This window comes from Marinomonas sp. GJ51-14, assembly GCF_055808695.1.
This window is the reverse complement of the sequence record NZ_CM147879.1, coordinates 1658535-1674242: the sequence shown is the minus strand read 5'-3', so window position 1 is coordinate 1674242 and position 15708 is coordinate 1658535. Positions and strand designations below refer to the sequence as shown.

Genomic DNA, 15708 nt, shown 5'->3' with positions numbered 1-15708 from the left:
TTTTAAAGTGACTATTTCCATTCCCACAGAATGGCCGATAGTCACACGACTAGTTACTTTTGTTTAAGCCGGACTCTTGTCCGGCTTTTTTTTACTTAAAATATCCATAAAAAAACGGCGCCCCAAGGAGCACCGTTGTTTATTCGTTCTATTGCTTTTTTAAAGAGCTAAGAATTAAGCTGCTCTATCCTCAACTACACTCATATTTACGAGCTTTGCTTGTGCTAACTTTTCCATCAAGCGAACTACCTGACAGCTGTAGCCGTATTCATTGTCATACCAAACATAAAGGATCGCTTGATTACCACGAACTTTCGTTGACAACGAATCTAATATACCAGCCTGCTGAGAACCAATAAAATCAGAACTAACCGCATCCGCACCGTCACTGTAGCCAATCTGACCTGTTAGTTCAGCGCTGTTTGATGCGTTTTTTAAAAGCTGATTAATGTCTTCTGCTGAAGCCGCTGATTTTAAGTTTAGACTTAAGACAGCAATAGAAACATTTATCACAGGCACCCGGATCGCACTACCACTTAATTTACCTTCCAAAGAAGGAATAGCTTTTGAAACAGCTTTCGCGGCGCCAGTTTCTGTCATCACCATATTCATACCAGCAGCACGTCCACGACGATCACCTTTGTGAATATTATCAATTAAATTCTGATCATTTGTGTAAGCATGAACCGTTTCCACATGACCCGACTCAATACCGTATTTACTCTCAAGGACAGACAAAATAGGAGTAATTGCATTAGTAGTGCAAGATGCAGCAGAAATAATACGGTCATCATTGGTTACATCACTATCGTTAACACCAAAAACAATGTTTTTCATTTCTTTACCTGGTGCAGTCAATACAACACGACTAATGCCTGGACGGTTCAAATGCACACTTAAACCGTCACGATCACGCCAACGCCCCGTATTATCAACCAATAAGGCATTGTTGATTCCATGGGCTTGGTAATCAACTGTTTCAGGGTCTGAAGCATAAATCACTTTCACCGGCGAACCATTGATAATCAAGGTTTGATTCGCCTCATCCACTTTAACCAAGCCTTCGTACACACCATGCACTGAATCGTACTTCAGTAAGCTGGCACGCTTAGTTAAATCATTGTCACAGGCTTTACGAACAACAATTGCCGCTAACGCCATTCCCGGTGTTGTGTGACCTAAGGTACACATACGGCGAGCAAGCAAACGACCAATTCGACCAAAACCATATAAGACAACAGGAGTTTCAGCGCCATCATTAGGCTTGGCAGCCAATACGGAAGCGACATCAGCTTCAGCAACCAAAGACTCCAACTCAACAACAGTTTGAGTCACATCACTGGCTAATACCTGCTCTAACACTTGATAGACTTGATCAAGATCCAATTCAGGATGCTGATCAAAAGCCGCCATTAAACCAGTAACAGAATCAGCCATTAATGTATTTCCAGCCAATTCAACTTTCACTGATTTTTCACGCCCAAGTTTGCCCAAAAGAGGAATCATTGATTCCGCCTGTGCAAGTGTCTGTAACCAAGTATTTGTCATTATTTGCCCCCAAGAAAGACGCTGCTATATCAAAGTATGAACGCAGTTTAACGTCGAGAATAAACAAAAACAAATTGTAAGAAGACTACGAAAAACCTTTAAAAACCGGTATTTAGAGTATTTTTTTAGAGAAATAACGAAATAAAGAGAAAGGGTTAGAAACTTTACTACATAATCACAAGACTAAACTCACTTAGAGCATAAACATCGAGGTTATGTAGTAATTTGGCAACATAAACTGACAGTAACTTTCATAAATTATTTTACAAATGACGCTTTCTTTCCGCCAAAATGCCTAATAAACAAAAACTCCCGAAGACCAAGATAGGACGGTAAGCCAAATCGACATGCGTAATAGCCCAATAAATTAACGGCTGCCCCCACAAGGTCAACAAACCATAACCAAAGGTACACATCAGAATAAAAGCGCTGACTCTGGCAATAAATATCCAAGAAGACACCAGCCTCTTCAAATAGCCATTAATTTTATCACCATAAATAACCAAACAAGTAGCCACTAAAGCTAAAGAAATATCATAAAGATGAGGTTGGATGAAATACGCCAAACGAAGATTGAGATCAAAAATAAACATAAATAATTAACTACACGATCAATAAGGTGGAATGACTATTTTTTTCGAGATAAGGCTTCGACATCAATTTTTCCAGTATGATTTGCTACCCGTGGGCGCTCATCAACATACAAAATAGACACATCAAACGTACTATTATTTAGCTCAATTTTTGTGCCATCCTTAAATAACCAAGCAGCATGACCCAAACCATCAGCTAATTGGCCATCATTAGGTGTGCCGTATCTTTTTAGCAATAAATCACCTAATGCTTTACGCTTTTTATTACTTTGTACCACACCAGATAAAAGAGCTTGTTTTATATAACCAGAAGAGTTTGACAGCACAGTAGCATCTGTAACACCTAGAATCCCCTCAGGACCTAAACTATAACTCACTACACCATCTTTATAAGAAGGATAACTTTGTAGCCCCATTTCACTCAAATGCTTCTCTAATCTGGGCAAAGCTAAATTATTAAGTGGTAAACCAAAAAGCTTGGCACTAGCAGAAAGACGAGGCTTTGGACTATTTACTGTATTTGCGGACACCAGACCAACAAAAAGAGTGCTCATCATAAACACAAACAAAGCAAGTATACTTTTTCTCGTCATTAATCATTCCCTATTAAGTATAGTCATCCAGTTTAGCAGGCAAAAAGCATCGAACCTGATATATAATACAACACTATAAACTCCTTCAACTCAAGGAGCACTGAAACTTTATTTTCTGAGGTAATTTATGGCACTTGTTATTGGCATCACAGGCGTATCCGGGAGCGGAAAAAGCCGACTCTGTTCTCTTTTGGCAGAAGGCCAAGACGATAAGATAAGCATTCTTTGCCAAGACAGTTTCTACAATGGATGTGGCAGTATTGACCCAGATGTTTACAACTTTGATGACCTAAGCTCGCTAGACCTTGAAAGCCTAACACTTGCTATTCATAACTGTAAAAATAGACAAGAGCCTAATGAAATCCCAGTTTATGATCATTCTCAACATAAGCGTGTTGGTTACCGTAACCTAGACCCTACACACGTTGTTCTGGTAGAAGGCCACATGATGTTCCAGGACCCAGGAATTCGTGATGCCGTTGATTACCTACTATTTGTCGATACCGACATGGATATAGCTATTGTACGACGCTTAAAGCGTGATATTGCAGAACGTGGACGGGACGTAAATGAAGTAACCAGTCGCTACATGCGCCATGTTCGTCAAGCATCACTGAAAACAATCGATATTCGTAGCAAAGCTGACTTTATTATTCCAAATAATAAAAGCTTCACTAATGCAGCGAACTTACTACGTAACCACATCGATTACCTACTAAAAGAAAAAGGCGCCAAATAGGCGCCCTTTTTAGTTTTACTCTAGTTTTACCTCGTAAATCGCTTACTTCTTAATATCATCGAAGAAGCGTTTTACGCCATCAAACCAGCTTTTCTGTTTAGGCGAGTGATTCGTACCCTCCCCCATACTTTCAGACAATTCAGTGAACAGCTCTTTTTGACGAGCAGTAAGATTCACAGGTGTTTCAATAACCACCTTACAAATCAAATCACCTACTGGACCACCACGAACAGGTTTAACACCCTTACCGCGAAGACGGAACAATTTGCCCGTCTGGCATTCAGCCGTTACTTTCAAACGCACTCGACCATCTAATGTCGGCACATCGATTTCACCACCTAACGCTGCAGTAGTGAAACTAATTGGCACTTCACAGTATAAATTCGCACCATCACGTTCAAAAATGTTATGAGGTTTTACAGACACTTGAACGAACAAGTCACCCGCTGGGCCACCTTGAGCTCCAGCTTCACCTTCACCCGACAAACGAATACGATCACCAGTATCAACACCTGCAGGAATTTTAACATTAAGTGTTTTGTACTCTTGAGTACGGCCTTGACCATGGCAGTCTGGACATGGATCAGAAATAACCTGACCTTGACCATGACACTCTGGACACGCTTGCTGAACCGAGAAAAAACCTTGTGACATACGAACTTGGCCTGCGCCACCACATGTTCCACAGGTTTTCGGTGTTGAGCCTTTCTTTGCACCAGAACCGTCACATTTCTTACAGTTAGTCAGAGTTGGTATACGAATTTTTTCCTCGCACCCCCAAACCGCTTGTTCAAGGTCAAGCTCTAATGTGTAACGTAAATCGGATCCACGACGTGTTCGGCTTTGACCACCGCCACCGCCACCAAAAATGTCACCAAATACATCACCAAAAATATCACTAAAACCACCAGCACCAGCACCGCCGCCGTAACCACCACCCTGACCGTTAACACCTTCATGACCAAACCGGTCATAGGCTTCACGTTTGTCATCGGAAGACAAGATTTCATAGGCTTCAGCAAGCTCTTTGAACTTCTCAAGCGCTTCTGGATTGTCTGGGTTTTTATCTGGATGATACTTATTCGCTAAAGAGCGATAAGCCTTCTTGATGTCTTTTTTATCAGCGCCTTTGGCAACACCAAGAACATCGTAATAGTCTCTTTTACTCATTGCAGGAATTCCTGAATTAAAAAGCCTGAATTAAAAAGCCTGAATTGAAAAGTCTGAGTTTATAATATCTAAATTTATAAAATCTAATGGAACGTGCTTACTTATAAGCTTTGTATACAGCAAAGCACGGTGCTAAACCGTGCTTCCTGTAAACAGCCCCAATAAAGGGGCTATGAAATAAGGTTTAACGCTTATTTTTTATCGTCTTTTACTTCTTCGAATTCTGCATCTACAGCATCATCCTGAGATGAAGCTTGCTCACCTTCAGCAGGTTGTTCTGCACCAGCAGCTTCAGCTTCGGCATACATTTTCTGAGCCAAAGAGCCAGATGCTTGAGTCAACGCATTAGTTTTCTCTTCGATTTGCTCTTTGTCATTAGACGTTAATGCTTCTTCAAGTTCTGTGATAGCTGTTTCAATCGCTGTTTTCTCTTCTTCTGTTGCTTTATCGCCAGCATCAGTCAAAGTTTTACGCGTCGCGTGAATCATACCGTCAGCTGTGTTGCGAACTTGTACAAGCTCTTCAAACTTACGATCTTCTTCAGCATTTGCTTCAGCATCTTGAACCATTTTTTCAACTTCTTCGTCACTTAGACCAGAAGACGCTTTAATAACGATAGACTGTTCTTTACCTGTCGCTTTATCTTTCGCTGATACACTCAAGATACCGTTCGCATCGATATCGAAACTTACTTCGATTTGTGGCACACCACGTGGAGCAGGTGGAATATCAGCCAAGTCGAAACGACCTAGAGATTTATTCTGAGACGCTTGTTTACGTTCTCCTTGCAATGCGTGGATAGTTACTGCATTTTGGTTATCTTCTGCTGTAGAGAAAGTTTGTGATTTCTTCGTTGGGATCGTTGTATTTTTCTCGATCAACGCTGTCATCACGCCACCCATAGTCTCGATACCAAGAGACAAAGGCGTAACGTCTAGAAGAAGAACATCTTTTACATCACCAGCCAATACCGCACCTTGAATAGAAGCACCAATTGCTACCGCTTCATCAGGGTTAACGTCTTTACGTGGCTCTTTACCGAAGAATTCAGTTACTTTCGCTTGAACCAATGGCATACGTGTTTGACCACCAACCAAGATAACTTCGTCGATATCAGAAGCAGACAAATCTGCATCTTTTAATGCTTGACGGCAAGGCTCAAGAGACTTAATAACAAGCTCTTCAACCAAAGACTCCAACTTAGAACGAGTCAATTTAACATTCAAGTGTTTAGGGCCAGTTGCATCCGCTGTGATGTAAGGCAAGTTAACTTCAGTTTGAGTAGAAGATGACAATTCTACTTTCGCTTTTTCACCCGCTTCTTTCAAACGCTGTAGTGCTAGTGGATCACTGTGCAAATCAATACCAGACTGTTTTTTGAATTCAGCTGCTAGGTATTCGATTACACGCATGTCGAAATCTTCACCACCTAGGAAAGTATCACCGTTTGTAGACAATACTTCGAATTGCTTCTCACCATCAACATCAGCGATTTCGATGATAGAAATATCGAACGTACCACCACCAAGGTCATAAACCGCGATAGTAGAGTCACCAGCATTTTTGTCTAGGCCGTAAGCCAAGGCAGCCGCTGTTGGCTCGTTGATGATACGCTTAACTTCAAGACCGGCAATTTTACCCGCATCTTTTGTTGCTTGACGCTGAGAGTCATTGAAGTAAGCAGGAACCGTGATAACCGCTTCTGTCACTGGTTCACCTAAGAAATCTTCCGCTGTTTTCTTCATTTTCTTCAGAATTTCAGCAGATACTTGTGGTGGCGCTTTTTTCTCGCCTTTTACTTCAACCCAAGCATCACCGTTTTCTGCAGCAATAATTTTGTAAGGCACCATAGAGATGTCTTTTTGAACAACATCATCTTTAAAGCGACGACCAATCAAACGCTTAACAGCGAAGATTGTGTTCGTTGGGTTAGTAACAGCCTGACGTTTTGCAGACTGACCAATTAAAATTTCGCCATCTTCTGTGTAAGCAACAATAGATGGTGTGGTGCGATCACCTTCTGCGTTTTCAATAACACGAGCTTTCTCGCCATCTAAAACAGCAACACAAGAGTTCGTTGTACCTAAATCAATACCAATGATTCTACCCATGGTTTGTATCTCCAATATATTCGTTTGTTACGTTGATAGTTCTGTATTTGGGTACGCTTCTGAGTATTTCAAGCGTCTACTGTCAAAAAAATGACAGTTACTTAAGCTGCGCTTGAAACCACGACCATTGCAGGGCGCAATAAGCGACCTTGAAGCGTGTAACCCTTCTGTACTACATCCATTACCGTGTTCGGTTCTAATTCTGGATTTGGTACCATAGTCATCGCTTGGTGCAACTCAGGGTTGAAAGGTTCACCGTGTGGGTCAACCACTTTCACTTCGAAACGCGCTAGGGTTTCAAGTAAATCTTTTAGTGTTAGCTCGACACCTTCACGAACAAGATCAGCTTCGCCTGTTGCTGGCGTGGATGCTAAAGCTCGCTCTAGGTTATCTGCAACACCAACAATAGACTTGGCGAATTTTTCAATACCAAATTTGTGCGCTTTTTCAACATCTTGCTCAGCACGACGACGAACATTTTGTGCGTCAGCGTGGGCACGAAGTGCTGCTTCTTTATATTGAGCAACCTCTTCTAATGCTTTCGCAAGCTCATCATTTTCAGTAACTTCTTCTAGTAGCTCTGCTTCAGGCTCTAAAAGCTCTTCTACTGCTTCGTTTTGCGTTTCGCTTTTCAAATCTGGCTCCGTTTCTAGGTTAGGATCTTTTTGCTGCTCACTCATCTTTTACTCCAAATAACAGAAACAATTCATTCTCTGTGGTGGTTATATGGGGTCAGCTTTTTACCTTTCAACAGTAAAACCGCATTAATTTCATGGGAATTAAATATGTTAACGACACTTGTCAAAAAACAACCAAATACTGTATAAATAACCATATGTATTTTTTCTTTCTTGAGGCCCTCTATGCTGACTAGCATCGCTATTTCCAATTTCGCCATTGTTGAAGCGTTAGAACTTGAGTTTAAACAAGGCATGACTGTTATTTCAGGTGAAACCGGTGCGGGTAAATCCATCATGGTGGACGCCCTATCGCTTTGCTTAGGTGATCGCACCGACGCCTCTGTTGTAAGACATGGAGAGAAAAAAGCAGACATCAGCGCAAGCTTTGACATTCAATTGCATCCACATGTACATAAATGGCTTGAAGAAAGAGACTTAGAACATGATCAGCATTGCATATTACGCCGTGTGATAAGTAAAGAAGGTCGATCAAAGGCCTATATCAACGGCCGCCCTTGTACATTAAATGATTTAAAAGAAGTGGGCAGTCAATTAGTCGATATTCATGGGCAGCATGAACATCAGTCATTACTTAAGAAAAATGCCCAAAGACAGCAAGTTGATGATTATGGACAGCTTACCGACCTAACCAAAAAAGTCAGCGCACAACATGCAACTTGGCGACAATTAAAAGAAGAACTCTCTGCCCAGCAGAATCGATCTTCTGAACAAAACGCTAAAATCCAACTCTTGTCTTATCAAGCACAAGAGCTGCAACGGTTAGATTTAAAAGAAGGTGAGATAGAGACACTGGAAACAGAACAGACGTTTTTGTCTAACATTGCCGACTCCCAATTCAAAGCGTACCAAGCCAGTAATATTTTAATCGACAGCGACGAAGGCAATGTTTGCTCATTGCTTCATCAAGCATTAAATAATGCAAGCCAAATTCGTCCAGCAACAAAAGAATTAGAAAGCGCATTAGAAATGATGAACGCAGCACTGATTCAAGCCCAAGAGGCTGCAGACAGCCTCCATCATTATCAAGATACCTTAGAACAAAACCCAGAGCGCCTTACAGATATAGAACAACGCTTATCAGATATTTACGAAACAGCTCGTAAACACAGAGTTCTTCCAGAAGCTTTAATTTCGCTAAGAGAAAACGTTGAAGCAGAGTTAGCAACTCTACAAGGGAGCGATGAAAGCCTAGAATCGTTGAAAGAGAAGGAAGAACAAGCCTATGAAAAACTTACAGCACTTGCTACAACTCTGACAGAAAAACGCATCATAGCCAAAGATGCTCTTGCACAAAAAGTAGAAGAGCAGATTCATGGCCTCGGCATGCCATACGCACGCTTCTTTATTCAGTGCCAACCATTGAATCAAGTTACGGCGAATGGTTTTGAAGATATTGAGTATATGATTGCTTCAAACCCAGGCCAACCTGCTCAACCACTGCGTAAAGTAGCATCAGGTGGTGAACTTTCTCGTATTAGTTTGGGCATCCAAGTGGTTACAGCGCACACATCAATTATCCCGACATTGGTATTCGATGAAGTTGATGTGGGTATTAGTGGTGGTATTGCTGAAGTTGTCGGACGCATGTTGCGCTCGGTTGGGAAACGCGGCCAAGTATTCTGTGTAACCCATCTAGCTCAGGTTGCTGCACAAGGCAATCAACATTTACGTGTTAGTAAAAACATTTCCGACGAAGCAACCTCTTCACAAGTAGATCTGCTCAAGGATCAAGATCGTACACAAGAAATTGCACGCTTACTTGGAGGGCTAGAACTTACAGAACAGACTCTTGCTCACGCTAGAGAAATGCTTGGTAATGTACAGCTTCAATAACCCACAATAAAACACTAAAAAAAGAGGTTAAGCGTCAGCTCAACCTCTTCTTTAATAAGACAACCCATCTATCAAACAAGTCGCCTTATAAACACAATACTCTTTAGAGAACAACGTCACTCAAAGTAGATGCTTATTTTTTCTTCGGACGTACATACAAGATCAAGCTATGGTCTTCGATTTCAAAACCATGCTCTTCAGCAATTTCATGCTGACGTTTTTCAATAATAGGATCAACAAACTCAATCACGTTACCACTTTCTAAACAAATCATATGGTCGTGATGGTCACCTTTCGCCAGTTCAAAAACTGCTGTGCCTGCCTCAAAGTGATGACGCTGAACCAGACCAGCGGTTTCAAATTGAGTTAATACGCGATAAACGGTCGCCAAACCTACATCTTCCCCTTGATCAAGCAGCGTACGATAAACATCGTCCGCACTCATATGACGGTCGCCTGCACCTTCAAGGATCTGTAAAATTTTCACTCGAGGTAAAGTTACCTTAAGCCCAGCTTTCTTTAGCTCTTGATTTTCGCTAGTCATGAGTCATTCTCTATTCGTTCTTGTTGATAATTACTTTATCATAAGCATACCAGAGTAAGGATAATACAAATGAAAAAATCAGTTTTTATACTATGCGCCGCACTTTCACTTAGCGCATGCAGTTTATTTCCACCTCCGTACAAGGTTCCAGTTACACAAGGTAACCTTATAACAAAGGAACAGCTATCTCAGTTACAAGTTGGTATGTCTGAATCTCAGGTCACTTACCTATTAGGGACTCCAATGGTAAAAGACACCTTTAAACCAAACGAATGGCATTACTTATATACTGCTCGTAACGCAACACCAGACACCAAAACAAGTGATGTAAACAACCTAACACTAATTTTTAGTGAAGGCGTTTTAACACAAATTAAAAACAACTAATCTTTAGCTGTTTTTTGCTGCACGATTGGCCCTAGCTTGTTTAGGGTCAACGAGCAGCTCACGGTACAATTCAACTCGCTCACCTTCTTTTAAGACTTGCTCTTCTGGGTTTCGTACCGATTTACCAAAGATGCCAACTTTTACCGTTTCCAAATCCACATCAGGAAAGAAAACATTAATATTAGAACGACGTACCGCATCACGCACGGTACAACCTGCTTCAACTTCTAATGCAACAATTTTTTGCTTCTCTGGCAAAGCATAAGCCACTTCTACTCTCATACTACTCACCGTACACTACTTTTGCTCGTTTGCTAAAAGAATCCACCATAGTATTCGCAATTTGACTAAACACACCGCCAAACGCAAATTTCAACATTCCACTTAACTCAAAATCGATAGACAAGGCAACTTTACAACTTGTTGGCGATAGTTCAGTAAAGGTCCATACGCCATGCAAACGCTTAAAAGGCCCTTTTACCAACGTCATTTCTATTCGATTAAAATCTTCCAAGAAATTCTTAGTTGTAAAAGATTGAGTCATTGGTCCTTTTCCAACCACCAAGGATGCAACAAGCTCCGTTGGTGTTTTTGAAATCAAAGTAGAGTCTAAACAACCAGGTAAAAACTCTGGGTAACCATTAACATCGTTTACCAAGGCAAACATTTGCTCACAACTGTAATTAACATGAGCAAAGCGCTCTATATTACTCAAACTAAGCTCCCATCCAACCAGCAATAGTAATCACGATCATTGCTGGGATACTGATATATTTCAGTGTTTTATACCACCACTGAAAATGGCTTAACTGCTTTGTAATCATTTCATTCTGCAGCATAGAATGCGGAATAAACCAAGCAACTAAAATCGATAATAAAATCGCCCCTAATGGCAAAAGCACTAAAGACGTAAAAGCATCCAGTAATTCAAAGAAATTCAAATCGAATATAAGTTTACTATCCCAATGATTAAAAGATAACAACACAGCAATACCAATAAACCAAACCGCTAACCCGGTCAAAAATGCCGCCTTGATTCGCGCCATATAAAATTTCTCATGTAGCCAAGCGACAAACAACTCTAACATTGATATGGCTGAGGTTAACGCGGCAACAACCAATAATATAAAGAACACACTTGCAAAAAATTGACCGCCCAGTAAATTACCAAAGATAATAGGCAAAGACACAAAGGTTAAACTTGGACCGGCTTCCACATCAATCTGAGACACAAACACTAGCGGAAAAATCACTAATCCAGCAAGTAAAGCCACCAATAAATCCACACCCACCACAATGCTACATGCTCTGGCAATAGACATACGCTTGTTAATATAGGCTCCGTAGGCAAACATCGCCCCCATACCGACACTTAAACTAAACAAAGCAAGACTGACCGCAGCCAACACCACATCAAACGTAATATCTTGCCAAGCCCAATGAAACATAAACCTCAACGTAGCAGGCATATCGCCAACAGTCATTGAATAAGCAGCCAATAAGCCTAAGGTCACAACAAGAATAGGTAATAGGAAACGCACTACCGCAGACAGACCACGAGTCACAGATTGGCCAACGGTTATAACCACCAGCACCATAAATACAGAATGCCATAACAGCATTTCAGTCGGCTCATTCAATAAATCATTAAACATGTTGGATGCACCAACTTGATCTAGACCTTGAAAATCACCGGACACAGCTCGTTCTAGATACGCTAGAGCCCAACCTGCAATCACACTATAAAAAGCTAGAATCAAAAAACCAGTCACACCAGCTAACCAAGGTACAAATACCCAAGCTGGGTGCACAATGCGGCGCTCACTCAAATCATTAACCGTATCAATAGGGTTAGAACGAACCGTACGCCCTAAAGCCACTTCCGCCATCAACACAGGCAAACCAACCAATAACAAACACAAGCAGTAAACAAGTAAAAATGCACCGCCTCCATTTTGTCCAAGCACATAAGGAAACTTCCAAATATTCCCCAATCCAACAGCAGATCCACTAGCGGCAAAAATAAATATCCACGGACTAGACCAGATACCTTGTAAACATCGACTTTCAGGCATAAATTAAGCTCTAAATAACAATAGGTGTTTAAAGGGTAGGGAGAAAACACAAACGTGGCCACACATCCGCAACGCCTAACCTAACAAATAAGTAACAGGTATGAATTTTCTTACATTCGAGCTCATACCTCAAGAAAAGCATAGGTTTTTACCTCTATCGACCGTATAATTTCACACTATGAGTAAAGTAAAGAAAAAATCCAACAGCACGGGCACTATCGCGCTTAATAAACGTGCAAAGTACGACTATTTTGTTGATCAGAAGTTCGAAGCAGGACTTGTCCTTTCGGGTTGGGAAGTAAAAAGCCTACGCGAAGGCAAAGCACAACTTGTCGATTCTTTTGTTATCATCCACCAAAACGAAGCTTGGCTTGTCGGTGCGCGTATTACACCGTTACTAAGCGCCTCAACACATGTTGTCTGTGAACCTATGCGTCAGCGTAAATTGCTGTTAAATCGCAAAGAGCTTGAGAAAATCATTCAAGTCACAGAACAAAAGGGCAAAACCTGTGCAGCCATGGCGCTGTATTGGAAAGGCAATAAGATCAAATGTGAAGTGGCATTGGTAACAGGTAAGAAAGATCACGACAAACGTGATTCTGAACGCGATCGTGATTGGTCAAGAGATAAAGAACGATTAATGAAACACAGCGTTTAAAACGTGTTATCTCTAGCGTAAGCACATTGTTTCCGTTAGAATTGAGTTACTTTTTGGGGGCGACATGGTTTCGACGTCGGTTACAAACCCAAAGGTGCATGTCGAGAGTGATGCGTGATCTCGTTAATCCCCCGCATCAATTTTATAGTCGCAAACGACGAAAACTACGCTTTAGCAGCCTAAACCGCTGCTAGTGTGCTGTACTCAGGTTGCTTGTAGCCAGAGATTCTACAGTATCATAAATTACAAGATGCTAACCGATGCCCCGCCTAGGGATAAGGTTCTAAGACTAAGTAGGCTCGCCATTAACACCCTGTCCTTCGGGCGGTTCGTGGTCAAATAATAGAAGTGACTATGCATGTAGAGCCGATGGCAGAGGACTGACGGACGGGGGTTCGATCCCCCCCGCCTCCACCAATAATACGGTTGTCTTTTAGAGAGTTTGCACTTTGAAAGGGAACTGGATGCACGTATGAAGCATCACATAAATAACCACCTTAGGGTGGTTTTTTTATGCCTGCCGTTTAATTCAAACAACTATTTACCGTGAAAAGAGAAGTAATCCTCTGCTTCTTGTCTGCCCATGTATTTCCCAAGGGTTTTCAGCGGCACTTTGCGCAAATCAACAACAATTAAACCGTCTAATGTGTCATGAAACGCAGGATCAACATTGAAACAAACCAACTTGCCATTCATTTTCAAATATTGACGCAATAAGACAGGAAGGCCTTTACCTTGTTCCATACGAGACAATATTTTTGACAGTAGCTCAACACTGGCCAGCGCAGACAACAAATTCGGTTGCCAGAATTCCGATCCTCTTTTACGCAACGGCGTAGAGGCATTTACCAGCTGTGCTTTTTCTTGATCATAGTGATGTAAAGACAAGGTCTGAGCCATTAGCTGTCGAGCATTTTCACTGTAGTCATTACTGATGCTAACAGGGCCGAAAAGGTGAGTGTATTTAGGGTGTCGTGACATCAATGCCGCAATGCCTTTCCACAACATAAGTAAAGAATTTAAGTTCCTCTGATATGCTTCAGCCACCACAGAGCGCCCTACTTCAATACTATTGTCTAAGGTGTCTAAAAAAGCCTGATCGTAATGAAATAAACTGCGGGAATACAAACCATCTAAACCACGTTCTTGTAATAATTTATCAACAAAACCCAAACGGTAAGCACCCACTATTTGCTTGTCTTCTTTATGCCAAACAAACAACTGCTGGTAATACTCGTCATATTGATCAATATCGCAAGCTAAACCACTGCCTTCACCAACCCCTCGGAAACTCTCTTCACGAATACGACCAATTTCCTGCATTAGATAAGGAATTGCTGTAGTCGGTGTACAGTAAACGGAAAAAGGACCTTGCTCTAACAATAAAGCGTCCATTGGCAACTGAGCCAACTCGCTCATCAGTTGTTCTGTCTCAATGGGAGCAATGATCGGTTGATTGGTGTTTTGAGAGGACGACTTTTGCACTTGTTCATGGTCTGGGCTCATCAAATAGGTATTGAGCCTAAGGTAATTCACCAAGTCTTTTTCTTCATCAAAGTTTTTTAGTTCAGAAAAAGGAATGGCGTTACCAATAGAAAGCGCAATATTTTTAGACTGTTTGTTTAGTAGCTCTTTCCCAAGTAACGCCGTGCGTAATAAAGGATGCACACGCCCAGCTTGATAAAATAAAGCACTGTTCTTGCCATCAACAAAAATAGGAACCGTCGTCGCTTGACTACGATTGATAAATTTCGCTACCGAATTACGCCATTCGACATCAGCCAATACTTTGCTGCCTTTTGGGTAAGTCGATACTTCACCAGCAGGAAACAAAACCAATAAGCCACCATCTGCTAAATGCTGGTTTGCTTCACGAATTGCCAAACTGTTGGTTTTTCGTGCTTTTTCTCCACCAAAAACATTAACGCCGATAAAAAGATCGCTAATCTCAGGAAGGCGTTTCAACATTTCATTTGCCAACACTTTGACGTCTTGACGAACGGAAGCTAGCATATCTGCGACGATCACCCCTTCAATAGCTCCTAATGGGTGATTCGCCACGATAACAACTGGACCTTCTTTGGGAATATTATCCAAAGATCCGGTAGCAATGCTGTATTCCACGTTCAGAGCTTTCAAGGTGTAGTTCATAAACTCAAAAGTGGATGTAGTTTCAGGGCGCTGTTGGTAAAAACCGTCTAACTTGCTCAGCCCTGTCATCCACTCTAAAAAGCGTTCTCCTATACCAAACGGCGTAACTCTTGGTAAACGAAAAGGACTTTCGATCATAAAGTGTTCTCTTTCTTAAAAATGACGCCATACAACTTGCTTAATGTCCCTGTTTCATCTTTTAAATCGCGCAGTGAAAGGAAAACTGCAGACAACCAAACCAAACACGCCATACCAAACAATAAACCACCGTCGTAACCAACAATCTCGCCGACTTCATTGAACTCGGGCATGATGACGCCAAGCGGTGTGAATAGGTGAAAAATAATTGCGCCAGACATGACGCCAACAGCCATCAAAGCACCAAGGCCGTGAAAACGTGAGAAAAGTAAAACCGTTGCAATAAGCTCTGCTGTACCAATGACGTAGGCACCATAATCAGCAAATAAAGTAAGGCCAGACCATTCACCTAATGTTCCAAATATATAATTTGTTTCATATGAGCCGGTAAATTTGAAGAACAACGATTGTACAAATACAAATCCGATAAAAATTGCTGGGATATGCTTCATTGGTTTAAATGTCAT

Annotated in this window: 16 protein-coding genes and 1 other RNA gene; 5 read left to right on the top strand and 12 right to left on the bottom strand. The window is 41.4% G+C overall.

Annotated features, from left to right (window positions below; all coding sequences use genetic code 11):
• Positions 1-174 precede the first annotated feature (174 nt).
• The 3 genes from AC0L3Y_RS08095 to AC0L3Y_RS08085 form a co-directional block, all read right to left on the bottom strand.
• A complete protein-coding gene (locus AC0L3Y_RS08095) occupies positions 175-1548 on the bottom strand; it encodes a glyceraldehyde-3-phosphate dehydrogenase (protein ID WP_473470368.1) in 1374 nt (457 codons plus the stop codon).
• Between the two features lie 263 nt (positions 1549-1811).
• Positions 1812-2141 (bottom strand): DUF3392 domain-containing protein, encoded by a 330-nt coding sequence (locus tag AC0L3Y_RS08090; RefSeq protein ID WP_473470367.1) that lies wholly within the window; start codon positions 2139-2141, stop codon positions 1812-1814.
• Between the two features lie 35 nt (positions 2142-2176).
• Complete coding sequence (locus tag AC0L3Y_RS08085) at positions 2177-2734, bottom strand: uridine kinase (protein WP_473470366.1); 558 nt, start codon at positions 2732-2734, stop codon at positions 2177-2179.
• A gap of 127 nt (positions 2735-2861) precedes the next feature.
• Here AC0L3Y_RS08085 and AC0L3Y_RS08080 point away from each other — a divergent pair, with 127 nt between their 5' ends.
• The gene (locus AC0L3Y_RS08080; protein WP_473470365.1) at positions 2862-3473 is read left to right on the top strand and encodes a uridine kinase family protein; all 612 of its coding nucleotides are present in this window, start codon (positions 2862-2864) and stop codon (positions 3471-3473) included.
• Positions 3474-3515: 42 nt separating this feature from the next.
• Here the strand turns inward: AC0L3Y_RS08080 and dnaJ are convergent, their stop codons facing one another.
• The 3 genes from dnaJ to grpE form a co-directional block, all read right to left on the bottom strand.
• On the bottom strand, positions 3516-4643 hold the full coding sequence (dnaJ, locus tag AC0L3Y_RS08075; protein ID WP_473470364.1) for a molecular chaperone DnaJ: 1128 nt from the start codon (positions 4641-4643) through the stop codon (positions 3516-3518).
• Between the two features lie 191 nt (positions 4644-4834).
• Positions 4835-6754: a molecular chaperone DnaK gene (gene dnaK, locus AC0L3Y_RS08070; protein WP_473470363.1), complete on the bottom strand. Its 1920-nt coding sequence runs from the start codon at positions 6752-6754 to the stop codon at positions 4835-4837.
• 101 nt (positions 6755-6855) lie between these two features.
• Positions 6856-7434 carry a nucleotide exchange factor GrpE gene (grpE, locus tag AC0L3Y_RS08065; RefSeq protein WP_473470362.1) on the bottom strand — a complete coding sequence of 193 codons (579 nt, stop codon included), beginning with the start codon at positions 7432-7434 and terminating at the stop codon, positions 6856-6858.
• 183 nt (positions 7435-7617) lie between these two features.
• On the opposite strand from grpE, the gene recN reads away from it, so the two are divergent.
• The gene (recN, locus tag AC0L3Y_RS08060; RefSeq protein WP_473470360.1) at positions 7618-9288 is read left to right on the top strand and encodes a DNA repair protein RecN; all 1671 of its coding nucleotides are present in this window, start codon (positions 7618-7620) and stop codon (positions 9286-9288) included.
• 133 nt (positions 9289-9421) lie between these two features.
• On the opposite strand, the gene fur is transcribed toward recN, so the two are convergent.
• Positions 9422-9832, bottom strand: coding sequence for a ferric iron uptake transcriptional regulator (gene fur / locus AC0L3Y_RS08055; protein WP_191592868.1), 411 nt, complete (start codon positions 9830-9832; stop codon positions 9422-9424).
• Between the two features lie 69 nt (positions 9833-9901).
• Here fur and AC0L3Y_RS08050 point away from each other — a divergent pair, with 69 nt between their 5' ends.
• Positions 9902-10219 carry an outer membrane protein assembly factor BamE gene (locus tag AC0L3Y_RS08050; protein WP_473470358.1) on the top strand — a complete coding sequence of 106 codons (318 nt, stop codon included), beginning with the start codon at positions 9902-9904 and terminating at the stop codon, positions 10217-10219.
• A 3-nt stretch (positions 10220-10222) separates the two neighbouring features.
• Here AC0L3Y_RS08050 and AC0L3Y_RS08045 read toward each other — a convergent pair whose 3' ends face one another.
• Genes AC0L3Y_RS08045 through AC0L3Y_RS08035 form a run of 3 tightly spaced genes read right to left on the bottom strand, consistent with a single transcriptional unit; the run spans position 10223 to position 12294 of the window.
• A complete protein-coding gene (locus AC0L3Y_RS08045) occupies positions 10223-10501 on the bottom strand; it encodes an RnfH family protein (protein WP_473470356.1) in 279 nt (92 codons plus the stop codon).
• Position 10502: 1 nt separating this feature from the next.
• Positions 10503-10934: a type II toxin-antitoxin system RatA family toxin gene (locus AC0L3Y_RS08040; protein ID WP_473470354.1), complete on the bottom strand. Its 432-nt coding sequence runs from the start codon at positions 10932-10934 to the stop codon at positions 10503-10505.
• 1 nt (position 10935) lies between these two features.
• Complete coding sequence (locus AC0L3Y_RS08035; protein ID WP_473470352.1) at positions 10936-12294, bottom strand: sodium-dependent transporter; 1359 nt, start codon at positions 12292-12294, stop codon at positions 10936-10938.
• A gap of 178 nt (positions 12295-12472) precedes the next feature.
• Between AC0L3Y_RS08035 and smpB the strand changes: the two genes are divergently transcribed.
• Positions 12473-12952 (top strand): SsrA-binding protein SmpB, encoded by a 480-nt coding sequence (smpB, locus tag AC0L3Y_RS08030; protein WP_473470350.1) that lies wholly within the window; start codon positions 12473-12475, stop codon positions 12950-12952.
• A 55-nt stretch (positions 12953-13007) separates the two neighbouring features.
• Positions 13008-13369, top strand: a transfer-messenger RNA (tmRNA) gene (ssrA, locus tag AC0L3Y_RS08025).
• A gap of 120 nt (positions 13370-13489) precedes the next feature.
• Here ssrA and AC0L3Y_RS08020 read toward each other — a convergent pair.
• Entirely contained in the window at positions 13490-15241 is a 1752-nt protein-coding gene (locus AC0L3Y_RS08020) for a lysophospholipid acyltransferase family protein (protein WP_473470348.1), read from the bottom strand.
• Positions 15238-15708, bottom strand: a complete 471-nt coding sequence (locus AC0L3Y_RS08015) for a hypothetical protein (protein ID WP_473470346.1) — start codon at positions 15706-15708, stop codon at positions 15238-15240. The genes AC0L3Y_RS08020 and AC0L3Y_RS08015 overlap by 4 nt, the downstream gene beginning before the upstream one ends.

Bases quoted from the DNA above. Each gene is read 5' to 3' on its own strand.
- AC0L3Y_RS08080 (WP_473470365.1), top strand. From the start codon at position 2,862: ATGGCACTTGTTATTGGCATCACAGGCGTATCCGGGAGCGGAAAAAGC.
- AC0L3Y_RS08015 (WP_473470346.1), bottom strand. From the start codon at position 15,708: ATGACATTTAAACCAATGAAGCATATCCCAGCAATTTTTATCGGATTT.
- AC0L3Y_RS08020 (WP_473470348.1), bottom strand. From the start codon at position 15,241: ATGATCGAAAGTCCTTTTCGTTTACCAAGAGTTACGCCGTTTGGTATA.
- fur (WP_191592868.1), bottom strand. From the start codon at position 9,832: ATGACTAGCGAAAATCAAGAGCTAAAGAAAGCTGGGCTTAAGGTAACT.
- AC0L3Y_RS08035 (WP_473470352.1), bottom strand. From the start codon at position 12,294: ATGCCTGAAAGTCGATGTTTACAAGGTATCTGGTCTAGTCCGTGGATA.
- AC0L3Y_RS08050 (WP_473470358.1), top strand. From the start codon at position 9,902: ATGAAAAAATCAGTTTTTATACTATGCGCCGCACTTTCACTTAGCGCA.
- dnaJ (WP_473470364.1), bottom strand. From the start codon at position 4,643: ATGAGTAAAAGAGACTATTACGATGTTCTTGGTGTTGCCAAAGGCGCT.
- recN (WP_473470360.1), top strand. From the start codon at position 7,618: ATGCTGACTAGCATCGCTATTTCCAATTTCGCCATTGTTGAAGCGTTA.
- grpE (WP_473470362.1), bottom strand. From the start codon at position 7,434: ATGAGTGAGCAGCAAAAAGATCCTAACCTAGAAACGGAGCCAGATTTG.
- AC0L3Y_RS08090 (WP_473470367.1), bottom strand. From the start codon at position 2,141: ATGTTTATTTTTGATCTCAATCTTCGTTTGGCGTATTTCATCCAACCT.
- AC0L3Y_RS08045 (WP_473470356.1), bottom strand. From the start codon at position 10,501: ATGAGAGTAGAAGTGGCTTATGCTTTGCCAGAGAAGCAAAAAATTGTT.
- dnaK (WP_473470363.1), bottom strand. From the start codon at position 6,754: ATGGGTAGAATCATTGGTATTGATTTAGGTACAACGAACTCTTGTGTT.
- smpB (WP_473470350.1), top strand. From the start codon at position 12,473: ATGAGTAAAGTAAAGAAAAAATCCAACAGCACGGGCACTATCGCGCTT.
- AC0L3Y_RS08095 (WP_473470368.1), bottom strand. From the start codon at position 1,548: ATGACAAATACTTGGTTACAGACACTTGCACAGGCGGAATCAATGATT.
- AC0L3Y_RS08085 (WP_473470366.1), bottom strand. From the start codon at position 2,734: ATGACGAGAAAAAGTATACTTGCTTTGTTTGTGTTTATGATGAGCACT.